Here is a 15557-nt window from a genome sequence, read left to right on the forward strand (position 1 = left end):
GGGACGACAGCGGGCCGGCCGGCCTGGCCCGCTGTAGCGGCGCACGTCAGGGGATGAGGCGGTCGAGCAGTTCGAAACGGTCGTACGGCTGGTCGTAGTCGCCGAAGTGCCCGTCGTCGCGCACGATCTGGGTGCCGCCGAGCCGCTCGAACATGGCGCGTCCCTGGCGCTCGTCGCAACCGTACGGATCCTCGCGCGAGTTGATGAAGGAGATGTCCCGTACGTGCGACCGGATCGCGGCCCAGTCGTAGCTCTCCTGCAGGACCGGTTCTTCGCTGGTGTTGGGCCGGGTGCAGTAGCCGGCGACGAGGATCGCCTGCGCGACTGTGACACCGACGTGCTCCAGGAGCGCCAGCAGGAGCGCCGCGCCGCCGGAGTGACCCACCAGGACGGTGTCCTCGTCGAAGGTGTGCCCGGCCAGCACCTTCGGCAGGAACGTGGCGATCGGCTCGTCGTTGATGCCGGGATAGTGCGGGACCTCGACGGCGTAGCCCCGGGCCTCGAGCCGCCCCGCCAGCCAGCGGTACCAGCACACGTCCGGGTTGCCGCCCGTCCCGTGAAAGATGATCGCCGTGCGTGCCACCACGTCCCCCTTCCGGATCGACGCCGCCGATCCAACCACGTCGTCGCCGGGTGCCCGTTCGCGGCGGGGCCGCTGGCATCGTCAGCGCAGGTAGGCGGTCAGTTGGTCGGCGAGTCGCTTCGGGTGGCTGAGCGTCACGGTGTGGCCACCGTCGAACTCGTCCGGGGTGACCTGGAGCCGGTCGGCGGCCACCCGGCGCTGGAAGTCCGGGAGGAAGAACCGGTCGTCACGGCCGATGAGGACCTTCGTCGGTACGTCCGGCCAGGCGTCCAGGGGCCACGGCTCGTTGCCTTCGGCACTGACCTGGTCCCGGTTGTGCGCCGCCGCCTGCGCGACGATCTCGGCCGGCACGCCGTTGTAGAACTGCTGCTCCTCGCTGAGCCCCTCGGTGCCCTGGTAACCGGTGTTGCTCCACCAGTCGCCGGGCCTCTCGCCGGGCTTCGGGATCATCGGCGTGAGCAGGACGACCAGCCGCACCGGTAGTTCGTCGGCGATCAGGGGTGCGGTGAACGCGCCGTACGAGTGCCCGACGACGACAAGGTCGCGCCGGTCGCCGATCGCGTTGACGACCGTCTCGCGGAACTCGGCGAACCCCGCCGACGGGTCCTCGATCGGCAGCTCCGGTACCACCACATCGTGGCCACGGTCAGCCAGCTCGGGGACCAGAAGGTGCCAGTCCCACGCGCTGCCGCCGCCACCGTGGATCAGAACGAACGTCGCCATGGCCGCAAGCCTCGCAGCCGGGTACGACAGACAGGCGTGCGCGCCCCGGTCGCCCACCGGGCCGGGCGCGACCGGTCAGCGACGGCCGGCGGCCAGGGCGACGAGGTACTGCCCGCCACCGGCGTCGACGCTGGCCGTCACCGGGAGTCCGGGTGCCAGCCGGGAGAACCGGTCGACCAGCCAGTCCGCCGCCTCCTGGGCGTCCTTCCTGCTCGGGCAGCGGGCGACCAGCTCGCGGCCCCCCTTGCGTTCGAGCCGCTCGGCGACGGTGATCAGCGGTGCGGGCTCCACCACGTGCAGGCGGTCCGGCCAGGCGATGACCACCTTGGCCGCCCCCTTGCGTGAGTTGCAGGCTCGGTGCGCGAGTCGCTCGGTGACCTTGGCCTTCCTGTCGGCGGTACGGCTGTCGACGCTGGGACCACGCGGGTCGTTCACCGAGATGTCGGCGTCGACCGGCTCGTCGCACACCCAGCAACGCCAACCGTCGCGCCCCGCGACGTCATCAAGAAGACTCATCTGAGCAAACTAGCCTGTTGCCCGAGCGCACTCCGGGATAGCCTTTGGCGCATATGGCTACCTATCGCAGCGCCTCAGTGCTTCTCGCCTCCGACGGCACCAGGACCCCCGGCACCGCCGCTCTCTTCGCCGAGCCCGCCCGCAGGGGTGGGATTCCGCCCTGGGCAGGTGACTTCCGACCCGCCAACAGCGCCGGCAACGGTCCCAAGAACGCGGTGGGGAAGACCTTCACCCTGGAGCTGCCCGACGGCAGCACCGGCAAGGTCGTGGTCCAGGGCCTCAAGAGCGGAAAGGGAGGCGTCGTCCTGGCGTTGATGGGCGAGGACGCACCCCCCTTCTGACACCGACGCGCGACGACCTGGCGCTGCCTCCGCGCGGAGGAGCGGTCGTCGTGCGCGTCCGAGCTGCTCAGTGGGCGGGATTCGGCGTGTGGGGCCGCCGGCCCAGCTGGTGCCAGTCGGTCTCCACCACGTCGACGCCGTAGTGCGCGGCGGCGGCGAGGATGTTCTGGAACGCCAGGTCGCGCTCCTCGTCGTCGACGCCGTGCACCTGGTCGAACCGGGCGACGGCGTTGCGGACGTGAGCGGCGTCGGTCAGCGGTTCCTTGCGCTTGTCGGGAAACGCGAAGACACTCGCCGGCAGCTCGCGCTTCTCCTTCTCGGAGAGGGTGCCGTGCTCCTCGTGGGGCTTCCAGGTGGACTTCATCGCGTACCGATACCCACTCGTCACCCGACAGCACCCCCCTGACCGGATTTTTCGCCGCCGACCGCCCTCGGTGATGAGTTGTCGTCACCGGGCCCGTCATACCTACGACAGGACATGACGGGCGGAAGGATGGCGTGATGAGTGCGGACATGCGGCTGGGGGAGCTCGGCGAGTTCGACGAGTCGGCGTTCTCGGGGCTGGCGCTGCGGCACCGGCGGGAGTTGCACGTGCACTGCTACCGGATGCTCGGGTCGTTCGAGGACGCCGAGGACACCGTGCAGGAGACGTTCCTGCGGGCGTGGCGGCGGCGGGAGACCTTCGCGGGTCGCTCGACGTTCCGGGCCTGGCTGTACCGGATCGCCACCAACGCCTGCCTGGACCTGCTCGCCAAGCGCCGCCCCGAGCCCGCCACGGGCGGGGAGGTGCTGTGGCTCCAGCCGTACCCGGACCGGCTGCTCGACGAGCTGGCCGCCGGTGACGCGGACGAGCCGGAGGCCGTCGCCGTCGCGCGGGAGACGATCGAGCTGGCGTACCTGGTCGCCGTCCAGCACCTCGCGCCGCGCCCGCGCGCCGTGCTGATCCTGCGGGACGTGCTCGGCTGGCCGGCCAGGGACGTCGCGGAGCTGCTCGGTGACTCGGTCAACTCCGTGAACAGCGCGTTGCAGCGGGCCCGCGCCGGGATGCGGGAGCACCTGCCCGCCGAGCGGCAGGACTGGGCCGGCGGCGACGAGGACGCCGGGACGCGTGAGCTGGTACGCCGCTTCACCGACGCCAGCGTCGCCACGGACATCCCCACGCTGACCACCATGCTGCGGGACGACGTCCGCTGCTCGATGCCGCCCACCCCCGGTCTGCACGTCGGCCGCGACGCCGTGGTGAGGGACTGGACCGAGGGCGGCTTCGGCGAGATGACCGGACTGCGCGCCGTCCCCACCTCGGTCAACCGGCAACCCGCCGTCGCCTTCTACCTCTGGCGCGAGCGGGAGGGGGCGTACCTGCCACTGACCATCGACGTCCTGCGCATCACCGGCGGCGCCATCACCGAGATCACCATCTTCCACAACGACCAGTTCCCACGGCTCGGCCTGCCCGAGCGCCTGCCGGCGGACGGCACCGAGTAGTCAGGTGCGGACGCTCACGCTGCGCGCTGGCGCACGTGTCGCGGTGGTCGCCGACCAGTGGCGCGACGCGTTCGGCGTCGTCACCCGTGGTCGGGTGCAACTGGAGCTGCGTGACGGCGAACCCGGGCCGGTCCTCGGACGCGACGCCGGGTTCTGGCTCCACGGCACCGGCGTCCGTGCCCTGCGCAACCCCGGCCGCCGCACCGCGAGAGTGCGCGTGGCCACCCCCTCCCGCCCCACCCTGACGCCAGAATCCGAACGATGGAGGACCGACATGGACACCACGAACGACACCGGGCTCGTCGCAGCCTCGGCGGCGGGCCGGACCCGCCACACCCACCGCATCCGCGGGCTCGCCGGCGTCGGCCTCGTCGCCACGCTCGCGGCGATGGTGGCCACCACCCTCGCCGCCGCCCTCGCCCGGGCCGTCGGCGTCGACTTCGAGATACCCGAGGGCGGCGAGACGATCCCGCTGGCCGGGTTCGCCGTGGTGACCGGCTTCTTCTCCGTCGTGGGCGTCGCCATCGCCGCCGCGCTGCTCCGGTGGAGCGCACGCCCCGCCGAACGGTTCGTCTGGACGGCGGTGACGCTGACCGCGATCTCGGTGGTCCCGCCCCTGCTCTCCGGGGGCGACACCGCCACCATCACGGCCCTCGTCGCGTTGCACCTCGTCCCGGCGGCGGTGATGATCCCCACCCTGGCGCGGAGCCTGCGCGGCCGGACCGACTGACGATCCGCGGGCCGGGGTAGTTTCCTGTCATGAGTGACGACACCTTCCGCTCGGTGGAGATCGAGCGCACCAGCGTGGGGACCTACGTCGCGCGGAACGTCCGTGGTGGAACGATCTCGATGGGCACGGGCGAGGACGCCAGCTTCACGCCTGTGGAACTGCTCCTGGCGGCCATCGGTGGCTGCACCGCCGTGGACGTGGACCACATCACCAGCCGCCGGGCCGAGCCGACCCGGTTCGCCGTCGAGGTCACCGGGGACAAGGTCCGGGACGAGGCCGGCGGGAACCGGATGCAGAACCTCAGGGTCGAGTTCACCGTGACGTTCCCGCCGGGTACGGACGGCGACAAGGCACGCGAGGCGCTGCCCCGCTCGCTTCAGCAGTCCCACGATCGACTGTGCACCGTCTCCCGTACCGTCGAATCGGGTACGGCCGTCGCGATCGCCGTCGCCGACGACGCGCCCGAGGCGTGACAGGACGCCGACGTCCACCGCGGGCGACCGGAGACGGTTTCCCGTAGGTTGGTGGGCGTTCGAGCGTGCGACCGACAACGCGGCTGGCCACCGTCACCGGCCAGTGATTCATCGATGAGGGACAGGCCACGACATGACGGCGGTATCAGGCCAGCAGCCGGCTGCTCCGGCTCCGGCGGTCACCAGGCAGGGAGCGGAGGAGGACCTCCGGGCGCTGTTCGGCCGGTCCACGGCCCTCTTCGCGTCGCTGTCGGGCCCGGCGCACCTGGTGGAGACGGCCAATGCGACGTTCTTCGCCAGCATCGGCGCGGAGCGGGCACGCACCGGTGTCGCGCTCGCGGAGCTGATGCCCGAACTGGCTGGTCAGGATTTCGTCGCTCTACTGGATCGGGTCTACCGCACGGGCGAGCCCGACACGGGTCGCGACGTCCGGGTCGTCCTGGGCAGCGGCCCGTACACGCGCGAGACGTTCTTCGACGTCACCTGCGAGCCGCGCCGGGACGCCGACGGCAACGTGCTCGGGGTTCGGGTGCTCGGCGTGGAGACCACCCAGGTCAAGCACGCCCAACGGCTGATGGTCGAACACCGCGCCCTGCTGGAGCAGATCGCCCGCCAGGCACCCCTCACCGAGGTGCTCGACGGGATGGCCCGCTGTATCGAGAACCTCGCACCGCAGGAGGTCCTCGTCTCCGTACTCCTGGCCGATCCGGACGGCCGGCACCTCCGGCACGGTGCCGCGCCGAGCCTGCCCGACTTCTACAACGAGGCCATCGACGGGATCGCCACCGGCGACGGTGTCGGCTCCTGCGGCACCGCCGCGCACCGGCGGCAGCCGGTCATCGTCACGGACATCTCCACCGACCCCTTCTGGGACGACTTCCGGGACCTGGCCACCCGGGCCGGCCTGGGCGCCTGCTGGTCCACGCCGATCCTGGCCCGCGACGGCGGCCTGCTGGGCACCTTCGCCATGTACCACCGCACCCCGCGCGTGCCGCAGGACGCCGACCTCGCCCTCACCCGCGTCTTCGCCGGCACCGCGGCCCTGGCCATCGAACGGCACCACATCGAACAGGCGAAGGCGGCGGCCGAGGCGCGGGCCAAGTCAGCCCATGACGACCTGGCCAGGGCGGTACGCGCGGAGCGGGAACTGCGTGCCGAGGCCGAACAGCGCGCCGCCACCGCCGCGCAACTCGCCGCCCGGGTACGCGCCGCCGCCGCCGCCCAGGCCGCCGCGCCACACCCCGAACACTGCCAACTCGGTGGCCCCGCCGGTTGCGCGGCACCGGCCGAGATCAAGATCGCCGATTCGTGGGGCGACTCGGCGTGGGGCTGCTCGGCGCACGTCGAGGAGGCCATCCTCAACGTGCGGTCGGTGTTCATCGCCAGCGAGGAACTCGGCGGCCTGGCGGCCTACCTCAACCGCTGACGATCGACGGTCGCGCCCGGGGCGTCGGGTGCTCTCAGCCCGGCATCCGGCCCCGGGTGGACACGAACTGGTAGGACATGACGGCGAACGCCGGGTCACGGACCAGCCGCCGGAAGGCGGTCAACTGGCTGGCTGACAGCCCCGCGGCGAGCAGGTCCGGCTCCAACTGGCGGGAGTTCGTCTCGTAGAGCGACGTTCCGGTCGAACCGCCGGCCCAGCTCTGCGAGTGGGTGATGGTGTCCAGGTCGGTCAGGCCGGCCAGGGCCATCTCGGTGTGTACGTCCTGCGCCCACCCCAGGTCGGCGCCGTGGTCCTCCAGGATGCCCATCATGGCGTCCATGACCTGCGCGAAGAGCTTCGCGGCGTCGTCCGTCGGTGCGGTCAGCACCCGCAGCGGCGTGGTGCAGTCGAACTCCTCGACCACGAGCCACCCGCCCGGCGCCAGCGCGCCGGCGAGCGTACGCAGGACCCGTCGTCGATCGGGGAGGTGCAGCAGGACCAGCCGGGCGTGGATCACGTCGAACGCGTCGCCGGGCGGCGGTTCGGTGCGGACGTCGTGCCGGCGTACGCGCAGGTTGCCGTCGGACGCGAGGTGTGTGGGGTCGATGTCGGTGGCCAGCACCTCGCCGTCGTCGCCGACCGCGCGGGCGATCCGGCGTGCCATCGAGCCGCCGCCCGCGCCGACCTCCCAGCAGGTCGCCCCGGCCCGCAGCACCGGACGGGCCAGACGGCGCGTGCTGATCGGGTCCAGGAAGGACTCCAGCGCGTGCATCTGCGCGACGGCGTCCGGTGCGCCGTTGTCGAACGTGTACGTGTCGTCGTTGGTGTCGCCTGTCATCGTGTCTACCTCTCGGGAAGGTTCGGTGACTACGGGGTGTCGGCCCAGAGTCGAGGGGCGGGCCGGTTGGTCGGGGGTGGCGCGACGGCGGCGGTGACGCTCAACATCGCGGCCACCGGGCTCGGGTCGACGCGGGCCTCGGCCGTCGGCCGGTCGTAGACCACGCGGCCGTACTCCAGCACCGCCACCCGGTCCGCGACGTCGATCGCGTGGTGGAGCTGCTGCTCCACGAGCAGCACGGTCAGTCCGTCGGCGGCGAGGGCGCTGATGAGTTCGCGGACGCGCGCCGCGAGGTCGGGGGAGAGACCCTCACACGGTTCGTCGAGCAGCAGCACCCGGGGCTGGCCCAGCAGGGCGCGCGCTATCGCCAGCATCTGCTGCTCGCCGCCGGACAGCTCACAGCCACGGTGGCGGAGCCGTTCGGCGAGTCTCGGCAGCAGTTCCAGGATCCGGGCCACCGTCCAGCCCTCGCCGCCAGGGGTGGCGGCCCGCCACGGCGCGGCGGCCAGGACGAGGTGTTCGGCGACGGTCAACCGGGAGAACACCCGCCGGCCCTGGGGCACGAGACCGACCCCGGACTGGGCGATGCGGTGCGGTTGCCGGCCCGCCACGTGCACGCCGCCGATCTCGATGCGACCGCTGGCGGCGCGTACCAGCCCGGCGATCGTGTGCACGAGCGTGCTCTTGCCCGCCCCGTTGCGGCCGACCACGGCCTGGATGCTGCCCGGGCGTACCCGGAGGCTGATCTCGTGCAACACGATCCCACCGCCGTAGCCGGCGCAGAGACGGTCCACAGTCAACATCAGGCCACCCCGTCCGCGTAGGCCTGCCGCACCAGCGGCGAGGTGCGGATCTCGTCAGGTGTCCCGGCGGCCAGGCGCTGGCCGTCGCGGAGCACGGTGACCGTGTCGGCGAGGGCGTACACCAGGTCGAGTCGGTGTTCGACGAGCAGCACGGCGACCGCGCGGGGCAGTGCCCGAAGAAGATCGACCAGCCGGCCGACCTCGGTGGCGGACAGCCCGGAGGCGGGTTCGTCGAGCAGTAGCAGGCGGGGGCGACCGGCAAGGGCCATCGCGATCTCCAACTGGCGTCGTTGCCCGTGTGCGAGGTGCCCGGCGGGCACCGACGCGACGTCGGCGAGACCCATCTGCTCCAGCAGCGGGCCCGCCCGGTGTTGCGCGGCGCGCCGGCGTCCGCCGGGCCACCACCGTCGCCGCGGGACGGCCCGCGGCAGTGCGGCCACGACGACGTTCTCCGTCGCCGTGAGCGTCGAGAAGACCGCCGGCCGCTGGTGTATCCGGTTGATGCCCCGCCGGGCTCGTGCCGCCGGGCCGAGCCGGCTGACGTCCCGGCCGTCGAACCGCACAGTGCCGCCGCGCTGCGGCCGCGTGGCACCGGCGATCACGTTGAGAAGCGTCGTCTTTCCGGCTCCGTTGGGGCCGATCAGCGCGTGTCGCTGCCCGTCGTGGACGGACAGGTCGACGCCGGCGAGCGCGGCGAGCGAGCCGTAGCGCACGCGGACGTCCTGGACGGTCAGCAGCGGGGTCATGCGCCCAGCTCCGGTGCCACCGAGGCGTGCTCGCGGGCGGCCGGCGCGCCCGGCCGGCTGGGCGGGGCGTGCGGCGGGCGCAGCCGGACCCGGGCCCGGGTGACACCGGAGGGCAGCAGGTAGACCGTCGCCACGAACAGCGCCCCCAGCACCAGCGGCGCCTGGCCGGGCAGCACCCCGAACAGCCAGTCCCGGGCGGCGATGACGAGCGCCGCGCCCACCAGGGCGCCGCCGACCGAGGCGGTGCCGCCGATGACGACCCCGAGCAGCAGCAGCGCGGATGTGTCGAAGCCGAAGTCGGCGGGGGAGATGTACTGCTGGGCGACGACCAGCAGCGAGCCGGCGGCTCCGGCGATCGCCCCGGCGGCGACGTGCGCGCCGGACACCAGGAGGGGCACCCGGTGCCCGCTGGCCCGCAGCCGCGTCTCGTCGTCGCGGCAGGCGCGCAGCAGCAGTCCCGCCCTGGTCCGCAGCAGCACCAGTACGACGCCGAGCAGGGTGGCCGCGACGACCAGGGCGTACAGGTAGCGGGCCCGATCGGTGGCGAGCACCGGCAGCCCCCAGAACGGACGGACCGCCGGTATGCCGGCCAGACCGTCCGTGCCGCCGGTCACCGACCGCCACCGACCGAGGACGGTCACGACGAGTTCACCGACCGCCAGCGTGATCATCAGGACGATCACCCCCCGGGCGTGGACGACGAGCGGCACGGTCAGCGCGGCCAGGACCGCCCCGGCGCCCGCCGCCACCACGACCTGCACCACGCCGACGTCGGAGATCCGGCTGCCCAGCACGGCGCAGGCGTAGGCGCCCGCTGCGTACGGCGCGGTCTGGCCGAGCGTCGGCATGCCCGCGACGCCGGTGAGCAGTGCCACGCTCACCCCGACCAGGGCCAGGGCCAGCGTCCGGGCGAGGACCGCCGTGGTGTAGTCGTCGACCACCCAGGGCGCCACGACCAGGCCCACCAGGACGAGCGCCGCGACGGCACGGCGGCCCCACCGGATCACCTCGTGCGTCACGTCGCCCTCCACCTGGCGGCCAGGCCACGTGCCCGCACCGCCAGCACGGCCGCCATGGCGGCGAACAGCAGGAACGGCGCGGCGGACGGCAGCAACGCCACCCCGAGCGTCTGGATCTCGCCGATCGCGAGCGCGGCCAGCAGCGTGCCCGCCATCGATCCGAGACCACCGAGGACCACGACCACCAGGGACAGCAGCAGCACGGTGTCGGCGGTGTCCGTCCCGGGGCCGATGATCGGCGCCCCGAGGACCCCGGCCCCCCCGGCCAGCGCGCCGGCGGCGGCGAGCACGCCGGCCCGGATCCGGCGGGGACTCACGCCCAGGCAGGCGACCATCTCCGGGTCGTCGACCGCCGCCCGGACGAGCATCCCGGCCCTGGTACGACGCACCACGAGGTAGAGCCCGGCGGAGATCACCGCCGCGACGACGATGAAGACGAGCCGGTACGCGGCGTACCGGTGGCCGGCGACCACCACCGACCCGTCCAGGGCGGCCGGCACCCGGACCTGCGGATCGTCAGGTCCGAAGCCGGCGACGAGCAGGCTGCCGCCGGCCAGCGCCACCCCGAAGGTCAGCAGCGCCTGGGTCAGATGGTTGCCGGTGGCGGCCGGCGTGAGCAGTCCGGCCAGGAGCACGCCCGCCGTGGCGGCGGCCAGCACGCCGACCGCCAACGCCAGCGCCAGGCTCGCCCAGCCGCCGTCGAGCAGCGCCGCCGCGGTGTACCCACCGATCGCGTAGAGGGTGCCGTGCGCCAGGTTGAGGATGTTGGCGACGCCGAAGCAGAAGACCAGGCCCGAGGCGGCGACGAAGACGAGCAGCCCGTAGGCGACGCCGTCCAGCGCCGGGATCAGGTACGGGTCGATCCGGTTCGGGCCGGCCGCCACCGCGATCATCGGCCGACGGTCGCGAGGTCACCCACGACGGTGTTGGACAGCGCCCGCCCGTCCTGACGGACCTGCCGCAGGTACCACTTCTGCACCGGCGAGTGCGTGGTGGTGGAGAACTGCCAGGTGCCGCGCGGGCTGGCGATCTGCCCGAGCTGTCCGATGGCCGCGTTGATGGCCTCCGGGGTCGGGTCGCTGCCGGCGGCGCCGATCGCCCGGTCCAGCACCGCCGCCGCGTCGTACGAGGCGAGCGCGTACGTCGTCGGGGAACCGTCGTGCTTGGCCTTCCACGCCGCCACGAAGGCTCGGTTCTCCGCGTTGTCGAGGTCCGGCGAGTAGTTGAGCACCGAGTAGATGTCCCGGGCCGCCTCGCCCTGAGCGTTGAGCACACCGCCCTCGGTGAGGAAGCCGGCCGCGTACAGCGGGACGTCCTTGATCTCGGACTGCGCGTACTGCTTCACGAAGTCGACGGCGGCGCTGCCGGCGTAGAACGTGTAGACGGCGGCCGCGCCGGAGGCCTTGATCCGGGCGAAGTACGGCGTGAAGTTCGTGGTGGCCGGGAACGGCGTGAAGGTGGTCTTGCCGTCCGCGTTGGCGAGCTTCCCGCCGATCTTGCTGAACGCGTCGGTGAAGCCGCGCAGCTCGTCCCAGCCGCCCTGGTAGTCCGGCCCGATCGCGTACACCGAGCCCTTGACGTTGTCCCGGACGTGTTGGGCGATGGCCGCCCCGGGCTCGTCGGAGAGGTACGAGGTGTGCCACACCCGGGAGACGTCCTTGAGTTCCGGTCGGCCGTTGGAGCCGACCAGGGGCACCTTGGTCTCGTTGAGCAGGGGGGTGACACCGGCGACGGAACCGCCGCCGACGATGCCGGTGAGCGCGGACACCCGGTCCTGCTTGAGCAGCTTCGTCGCCGCCGGCACGGCGGTCTGGGCGCCGTTGCCCTCGTCGGCGACGACGAGGTCGACCTGTCGACCGCCGAGCTTGCCGTCGTGGGTGTCCAGGTAGAGCTGGAAGCCGTCGCGGATCTCGGTGCCGACGGCCTGGTACGTCCCGGACAGCGATGCCAGCAGGCCGATCTTTATCGATCCGCTGGCGCTCGTGCCGGTCGCGTCGTCGCCGCAGGCCGTGCTGGTGGTCAGCACGGCCGCGAGCAGAGCGGCGGTGAGGGCACGGCTGCGCCAGGGGGTGGTGAGAGACATCTGTTTACTCCAGGGGAAGGGAGGGGTCTCCGGCGTGGGGGCGCCGGGTTGTCAGCGGGTGCGGGCGAGGGCCGCGCGGGCCGCGGGGGTCAGGGCGTCGCCGATGCGGTTCGCCAGTTCGGTCATCTCGTAGGAGACCTTGCCGACGTCGCAGTCGGGTGCGGCGAGCACCAGCAGCGATGCGCCGTCGTTGAAGGCCATGGAGAACATGAACCCGCCCTCGAGCTGGGTGACGTTGGAGATCACCGCGCCGGCGTCGAAGAACGCCGCCGCGCCGCGCAGCAGGCTGACCAGTCCGCTGCCGGTCGCGGCGAGCTGGTCGGCCCGGTCCGGCGGAAGGTCGCGGGTGGCGGCCACCATCAGGCCGTCGCTGGAGATCGCGATCGCGTGGCTGACCTCGCTCGCGCGCGCGGCGAAGCTGTCCAGCAGCCAACCGAGATCCTGTTGGTCACTCACGTGCTCTCCTGTCGCGTCAGTTGTTGCCGAGGTTGATCGGGGTGCGCCGTCGGGTCGCCACGCCCCGGGCGTACGCGGCCATCGCCGTGGCCACCTGGGCCGGATCGCGGTACTCCGACCGCTGCTGCTGGGGCACGGTCACGCTGCCCGGCACGAGGTGCCGCTGCGGCTGGCGTTTGGGCAGGCCGGACGTGGTGGTGGTGGTGGCGACCTCCGGGGCGTGCGCGCTGGCAGCGGTGCGCCAGGCGTCGTCGGCCGGGCTGGACCATTCCGGCGCGTCCTGCCCGTTGACGACATCGGCCTGGAACCAGTGGTTGACCTGTTCGAAGATGAGCAGCTCCTCGGTGGGCGCCTCCCCCCGGTCCGGGGGCGGGGGAGTCGGTCGGAACACCGGCGCCGCGGGCAGGGTCCGTTCGGCCGGCCGCCGTCCGGCTGTGGGTTCGGGGCGCGGCTGGTACGGCGGTGGTGGGCCGGCGGTCCGGGCGGCGCGTCGGGACAGGCGACCGGGGGCGAGCAGGTACTCCTCCGGTGGCAGTGACCGGATCATCGCGCCGGGCAGCGTCGCCTCGGCGAGGGTGCCGCGCCGCGGGCCGCGTCGCAGTTGGACGGTGGCGCCCAGCCGGGCCGCGAGGTGACCGACGACGACGAGACCCATCGCCCGTACGGCGGCGACGTCGATGGCCGGTGGGTGGGCCAGCAGTTCGTTGAGTTGTTCCATCCGCTGTGGGGACAGCCCCACGCCCTCGTCGCTGATCTGGACGATGACGCGGTCGCCGAGACTCCGGCCGCTCACCCACGTCTCGCTGCCCGGCGGCGAGTACGTCGTGGCGTTGTCCATGAGTTCGGCGAGCAGGTGTACGACCTCGTCGACGGTCTTGGCCGCGACGGCGACGTCCCCGTCGATCATGCCGAGCCGGATCCGGGCGTAGTGCTCGATCTGCGACAGCGCCGCCTGGAGCACCTGTTGCAGGGGGACGTCGTGCTGGCGTACGCGGCCGACGCCCACGCCGCCGAGCACCAGCAGGCTGGCGTTGATCCGTCCCATCCGGGTCGCCAGGTTGTCGAGCGCGTACAGCTGGTGGAGCCGGTCCGGGTCGGTCTCGTCCCGCTCGACCAGGTCGACCTGTGCCAGGACGGCGTCGACGAGTCGCTGTTCGCGGCGGCTCAGGTGGATGAAGATGTCGGCGGTGTTGGCGCGCATCACGGCCTGCCCGGCGGCGGTCCGGATGGCGGCCTGGTGGACGGCGCTGAACGCCTGACCCAGCTCGCCGATCTCGTCGTCGCTCGACGCGTCGAGCGCGGCGGCGGCGGCCTGCTGGCGGGCCAGTTTGTGCGGGTCGACGGCCGCGCTGCCCGGCTGCTGGAGTTGGGCCACCACGGCGGGGAGCTGCTCGAATGCGACGGCGTTGGCGGCGTCCCGTAGGCGACGTAGCCGTCGGGTGATCTGTCGGGCGACCGCCCAGGTCACCAGGGCGGTCAGCACCAGCGCCAGGAGGACGCCGACGGCCTCGGCCACGGCCCGGCGGCGTTGGTCGGCGTGCGCGGCCCGGACGTCGTCGAGCACCGCGGCGTCGACGCGCGCCCGCAGGTCGGCCAGGCGGGCGGCCCGCGCCTGCGTGGTGGACACCCAGGCGGGGGTAGCCAGTTGCAGTCGCGTTCCGGGTTGTGCGCGGGACACGTCGTCCTGCATCCGTTGCAGCGCGAGCGCCTCCTTGCCGGTGCCGGCCTGTTCCCACCAGGTGCTCCAGTCGGGTGGTGCCAGGGCCAGGAACGACAGGCTCGATTCGGTGTAGCTCGTCCGGGCGGCGGTGATGTCCTGCTGCATGGCGGGGGTGAGTTCGCCGGCCACGGCGGCGCGGAGCACGGCGACCTGCTGTTGACCGATCGCCTCGGCGGTCTTGGACAGCGCGGCGGACGCCCGGATGCCGTCGGCGAGCCGGGCGTTGACCACGCCGTGCGAGACGTTCTCCCGGAGGTTGATCAGGTCGGCGATCGCGATGCGGTAGCTGAAGGTCATCGCCGACACCGAGGCGTGCGCCGCGGTGCGGACCTGGGTGCGCAGCGGTGCGAGGCCGTCCAGGGCGGCGTCGATGCGGCGCAGGAGGGACCGGTTGGCGTCGGCGTCGGCGGGCAGTCGGTCACGTTGCCGGCGGTAGCGGGCGGCGGCGTCGTCGGTGGCGGCCATCTCCACGGCGAAGGCGTCCTGCTGCTCCGGTGCGGCGTAGGTGAGCAGGTCGGCGGCGGCGATGCGCTCGCGTTGCAGGCGGTAGGCCAGGTCACCGGCTTCCGCGCCGACCTGTGCCAGGGTCCGCAGGTCGTCGGCGCGTCCGGTCTGTTGCGCGCTCTCGGTCAGTGCGAGGCTGGCGAAGCCGATCACGGCGACGAGCGGTGCCGCGACGATGAGGCGCATCCGACCGGCGATCTTCCAGCCACGTCGGCGGGTCGGGTAGGGTCTGGCCTCGTGGGACCTCGTGCTCGACGCCAAGATTGACTCCCACGACTCGTCGACGACGGTCTATCCGCACGTTGCGGAATGCAAGTCCCATTCGGCCGGAACGTGGGCCCGGAGACCAGACTTGACCGTGGTACAAACTGTCCGTACCAGCATCTGTACCCAGCGTCAGCAGCGGGCGGCGCGGTGAGGGCGAGCCGGGTTCGACGAGATCAGTGCTGGTCGGGGCCGGTCGGCCGAGGCCCGTCGTCGTCCGGGTCGGGTTGGCCGTTGAGCACCTGACCGATCAGTTCGCGCAACTCGTCGATGGCGTCCACCACGGCGCCCGGATCGCGGGCGTCGCGCCGGCCGCGCTGGCGGGGCACCGGCGGGTCGTGGGGCACCTGGTCCGGCAGGCGGGGCCCTCGGCGACCGTCGGCCGCCAACTGCTCGGCCGCCACGCGCGGCCACAGGGTCGCCAGCCGACCGCCGGTGTCGAGGACGTCGTCGCAGCGGACCGCGAACTCGTGGCTCCCGAACCGACGGCCTGACTCCACCGCCGCGACCGTCTCCCGACTGAACCGCACCAGGTCCGCCAGGGCCCGCTGGGTCAGGCCCCGCCGGACCCGGCAGCTGCGCAGTTCCCACCGGAACTGCGCGCTGGCCGCGGTGTGGGCGGTGCTCGACGGGGACGTGTGTTCCATGCGCTCACCTTCATGGCGCCACCGAATCGGCGGGCGTCCGATCGATATTAGACGATGGACCGAGCATTCATCGGTGGCAATTCTTAACCCAGGATGCGATGGGTGTGAAGACTTTCGTCGGCATGGATCGTCACGCCTGCCGTGACCGGCGTCCGGTGGATCCGGCACGGTCCGCCTGCGGTGGTAGGCCCACACCCGGT

Annotated in this window: 18 protein-coding genes; 5 read left to right on the forward strand and 13 right to left on the reverse strand. The window is 72.6% G+C overall.

Annotation, left to right across the window (positions count from 1 at the left end; all coding sequences use genetic code 11):
• Positions 1–46: 46 nt before the first annotated feature.
• The 3 genes from ABZS77_RS19270 to ABZS77_RS19280 all read right to left on the reverse strand — a co-directional run bounded on the left by ABZS77_RS19270 (position 47) and on the right by ABZS77_RS19280 (position 1822).
• On the reverse strand, positions 47–583 hold the full coding sequence (locus ABZS77_RS19270; protein WP_354824300.1) for an alpha/beta hydrolase: 537 nt from the start codon (positions 581–583) through the stop codon (positions 47–49).
• An 81-nt stretch (positions 584–664) separates the two neighbouring features.
• On the reverse strand, positions 665–1306 hold the full coding sequence (locus tag ABZS77_RS19275) for an alpha/beta hydrolase (protein ID WP_354824303.1): 642 nt from the start codon (positions 1304–1306) through the stop codon (positions 665–667).
• 75 nt (positions 1307–1381) lie between these two features.
• A complete protein-coding gene (locus tag ABZS77_RS19280; protein ID WP_354824306.1) occupies positions 1382–1822 on the reverse strand; it encodes a hypothetical protein in 441 nt (146 codons plus the stop codon).
• Between the two features lie 53 nt (positions 1823–1875).
• Between ABZS77_RS19280 and ABZS77_RS19285 the strand changes: the two genes are divergently transcribed.
• A complete protein-coding gene (locus tag ABZS77_RS19285; protein ID WP_354824308.1) occupies positions 1876–2163 on the forward strand; it encodes a hypothetical protein in 288 nt (95 codons plus the stop codon).
• A 67-nt stretch (positions 2164–2230) separates the two neighbouring features.
• Here the strand turns inward: ABZS77_RS19285 and ABZS77_RS19290 are convergent, their stop codons facing one another.
• Positions 2231–2551: a DUF6582 domain-containing protein gene (locus ABZS77_RS19290; RefSeq protein WP_354824311.1), complete on the reverse strand. Its 321-nt coding sequence runs from the start codon at positions 2549–2551 to the stop codon at positions 2231–2233.
• 113 nt (positions 2552–2664) lie between these two features.
• Here ABZS77_RS19290 and ABZS77_RS19295 point away from each other — a divergent pair, with 113 nt between their 5' ends.
• The 4 genes from ABZS77_RS19295 to ABZS77_RS19310 all read left to right on the forward strand — a co-directional run bounded on the left by ABZS77_RS19295 (position 2665) and on the right by ABZS77_RS19310 (position 6277).
• Positions 2665–3648 (forward strand): RNA polymerase subunit sigma-70, encoded by a 984-nt coding sequence (locus tag ABZS77_RS19295; protein ID WP_354824314.1) that lies wholly within the window; start codon positions 2665–2667, stop codon positions 3646–3648.
• A 4-nt stretch (positions 3649–3652) separates the two neighbouring features.
• Entirely contained in the window at positions 3653–4378 is a 726-nt protein-coding gene (locus ABZS77_RS19300; protein WP_354824317.1) for a DUF6069 family protein, read from the forward strand.
• A 29-nt stretch (positions 4379–4407) separates the two neighbouring features.
• Positions 4408–4851, forward strand: a complete 444-nt coding sequence (locus tag ABZS77_RS19305; RefSeq protein WP_354824319.1) for an OsmC family protein — start codon at positions 4408–4410, stop codon at positions 4849–4851.
• Between the two features lie 133 nt (positions 4852–4984).
• Complete coding sequence (locus ABZS77_RS19310) at positions 4985–6277, forward strand: GAF domain-containing protein (RefSeq protein WP_354824321.1); 1293 nt, start codon at positions 4985–4987, stop codon at positions 6275–6277.
• 34 nt (positions 6278–6311) lie between these two features.
• On the opposite strand, the gene ABZS77_RS19315 is transcribed toward ABZS77_RS19310, so the two are convergent.
• The 9 genes from ABZS77_RS19315 to ABZS77_RS19355 form a co-directional block, all read right to left on the reverse strand.
• Positions 6312–7115 (reverse strand): methyltransferase domain-containing protein, encoded by an 804-nt coding sequence (locus ABZS77_RS19315; RefSeq protein WP_354824324.1) that lies wholly within the window; start codon positions 7113–7115, stop codon positions 6312–6314.
• 29 nt (positions 7116–7144) lie between these two features.
• Positions 7145–7918, reverse strand: a complete 774-nt coding sequence (locus ABZS77_RS19320) for an ABC transporter ATP-binding protein (protein WP_354824327.1) — start codon at positions 7916–7918, stop codon at positions 7145–7147.
• Positions 7918–8664, reverse strand: coding sequence for an ABC transporter ATP-binding protein (locus ABZS77_RS19325; protein ID WP_354824330.1), 747 nt, complete (start codon positions 8662–8664; stop codon positions 7918–7920). The genes ABZS77_RS19320 and ABZS77_RS19325 overlap by 1 nt, the downstream gene beginning before the upstream one ends.
• Positions 8661–9683: a branched-chain amino acid ABC transporter permease gene (locus ABZS77_RS19330; RefSeq protein ID WP_354824333.1), complete on the reverse strand. Its 1023-nt coding sequence runs from the start codon at positions 9681–9683 to the stop codon at positions 8661–8663. The genes ABZS77_RS19325 and ABZS77_RS19330 overlap by 4 nt, the downstream gene beginning before the upstream one ends.
• Entirely contained in the window at positions 9680–10576 is an 897-nt protein-coding gene (locus ABZS77_RS19335; protein ID WP_354824336.1) for a branched-chain amino acid ABC transporter permease, read from the reverse strand. The genes ABZS77_RS19330 and ABZS77_RS19335 overlap by 4 nt, the downstream gene beginning before the upstream one ends.
• On the reverse strand, positions 10573–11766 hold the full coding sequence (locus ABZS77_RS19340) for an ABC transporter substrate-binding protein (protein WP_354824339.1): 1194 nt from the start codon (positions 11764–11766) through the stop codon (positions 10573–10575). The genes ABZS77_RS19335 and ABZS77_RS19340 overlap by 4 nt, the downstream gene beginning before the upstream one ends.
• A 51-nt stretch (positions 11767–11817) precedes the next feature.
• Complete coding sequence (locus ABZS77_RS19345) at positions 11818–12222, reverse strand: roadblock/LC7 domain-containing protein (protein ID WP_354824342.1); 405 nt, start codon at positions 12220–12222, stop codon at positions 11818–11820.
• A 16-nt stretch (positions 12223–12238) separates the two neighbouring features.
• Positions 12239–14632 carry a nitrate- and nitrite sensing domain-containing protein gene (locus tag ABZS77_RS19350; protein WP_354824344.1) on the reverse strand — a complete coding sequence of 798 codons (2394 nt, stop codon included), beginning with the start codon at positions 14630–14632 and terminating at the stop codon, positions 12239–12241.
• Positions 14633–14886: 254 nt separating this feature from the next.
• Entirely contained in the window at positions 14887–15357 is a 471-nt protein-coding gene (locus ABZS77_RS19355) for a helix-turn-helix transcriptional regulator (protein ID WP_354824347.1), read from the reverse strand.
• Between the last annotated feature and the right edge of the window lie 200 nt (positions 15358–15557).

It is taken from the genome of Micromonospora sp. NPDC005298 (assembly GCF_040607375.1).
In the GTDB taxonomy this organism is placed as follows: domain Bacteria; phylum Actinomycetota; class Actinomycetes; order Mycobacteriales; family Micromonosporaceae; genus Micromonospora.

What these genes read in the sequence shown, in the direction of transcription:
- ABZS77_RS19325 (WP_354824330.1), bottom strand. Translation starts at nt 8,664, where the DNA reads ATGACCCCGCTGCTGACCGTCCAGGACGTCCGCGTGCGCTACGGCTCG.
- ABZS77_RS19310 (WP_354824321.1), top strand. Translation starts at nt 4,985, where the DNA reads ATGACGGCGGTATCAGGCCAGCAGCCGGCTGCTCCGGCTCCGGCGGTC.
- ABZS77_RS19355 (WP_354824347.1), bottom strand. Translation starts at nt 15,357, where the DNA reads ATGGAACACACGTCCCCGTCGAGCACCGCCCACACCGCGGCCAGCGCG.
- ABZS77_RS19285 (WP_354824308.1), top strand. Translation starts at nt 1,876, where the DNA reads ATGGCTACCTATCGCAGCGCCTCAGTGCTTCTCGCCTCCGACGGCACC.
- ABZS77_RS19315 (WP_354824324.1), bottom strand. Translation starts at nt 7,115, where the DNA reads ATGACAGGCGACACCAACGACGACACGTACACGTTCGACAACGGCGCA.
- ABZS77_RS19340 (WP_354824339.1), bottom strand. Translation starts at nt 11,766, where the DNA reads ATGTCTCTCACCACCCCCTGGCGCAGCCGTGCCCTCACCGCCGCTCTG.
- ABZS77_RS19275 (WP_354824303.1), bottom strand. Translation starts at nt 1,306, where the DNA reads ATGGCGACGTTCGTTCTGATCCACGGTGGCGGCGGCAGCGCGTGGGAC.
- ABZS77_RS19320 (WP_354824327.1), bottom strand. Translation starts at nt 7,918, where the DNA reads ATGTTGACTGTGGACCGTCTCTGCGCCGGCTACGGCGGTGGGATCGTG.
- ABZS77_RS19335 (WP_354824336.1), bottom strand. Translation starts at nt 10,576, where the DNA reads ATGATCGCGGTGGCGGCCGGCCCGAACCGGATCGACCCGTACCTGATC.
- ABZS77_RS19305 (WP_354824319.1), top strand. Translation starts at nt 4,408, where the DNA reads ATGAGTGACGACACCTTCCGCTCGGTGGAGATCGAGCGCACCAGCGTG.
- ABZS77_RS19295 (WP_354824314.1), top strand. Translation starts at nt 2,665, where the DNA reads ATGAGTGCGGACATGCGGCTGGGGGAGCTCGGCGAGTTCGACGAGTCG.
- ABZS77_RS19350 (WP_354824344.1), bottom strand. Translation starts at nt 14,632, where the DNA reads ATGCGCCTCATCGTCGCGGCACCGCTCGTCGCCGTGATCGGCTTCGCC.
- ABZS77_RS19280 (WP_354824306.1), bottom strand. Translation starts at nt 1,822, where the DNA reads ATGAGTCTTCTTGATGACGTCGCGGGGCGCGACGGTTGGCGTTGCTGG.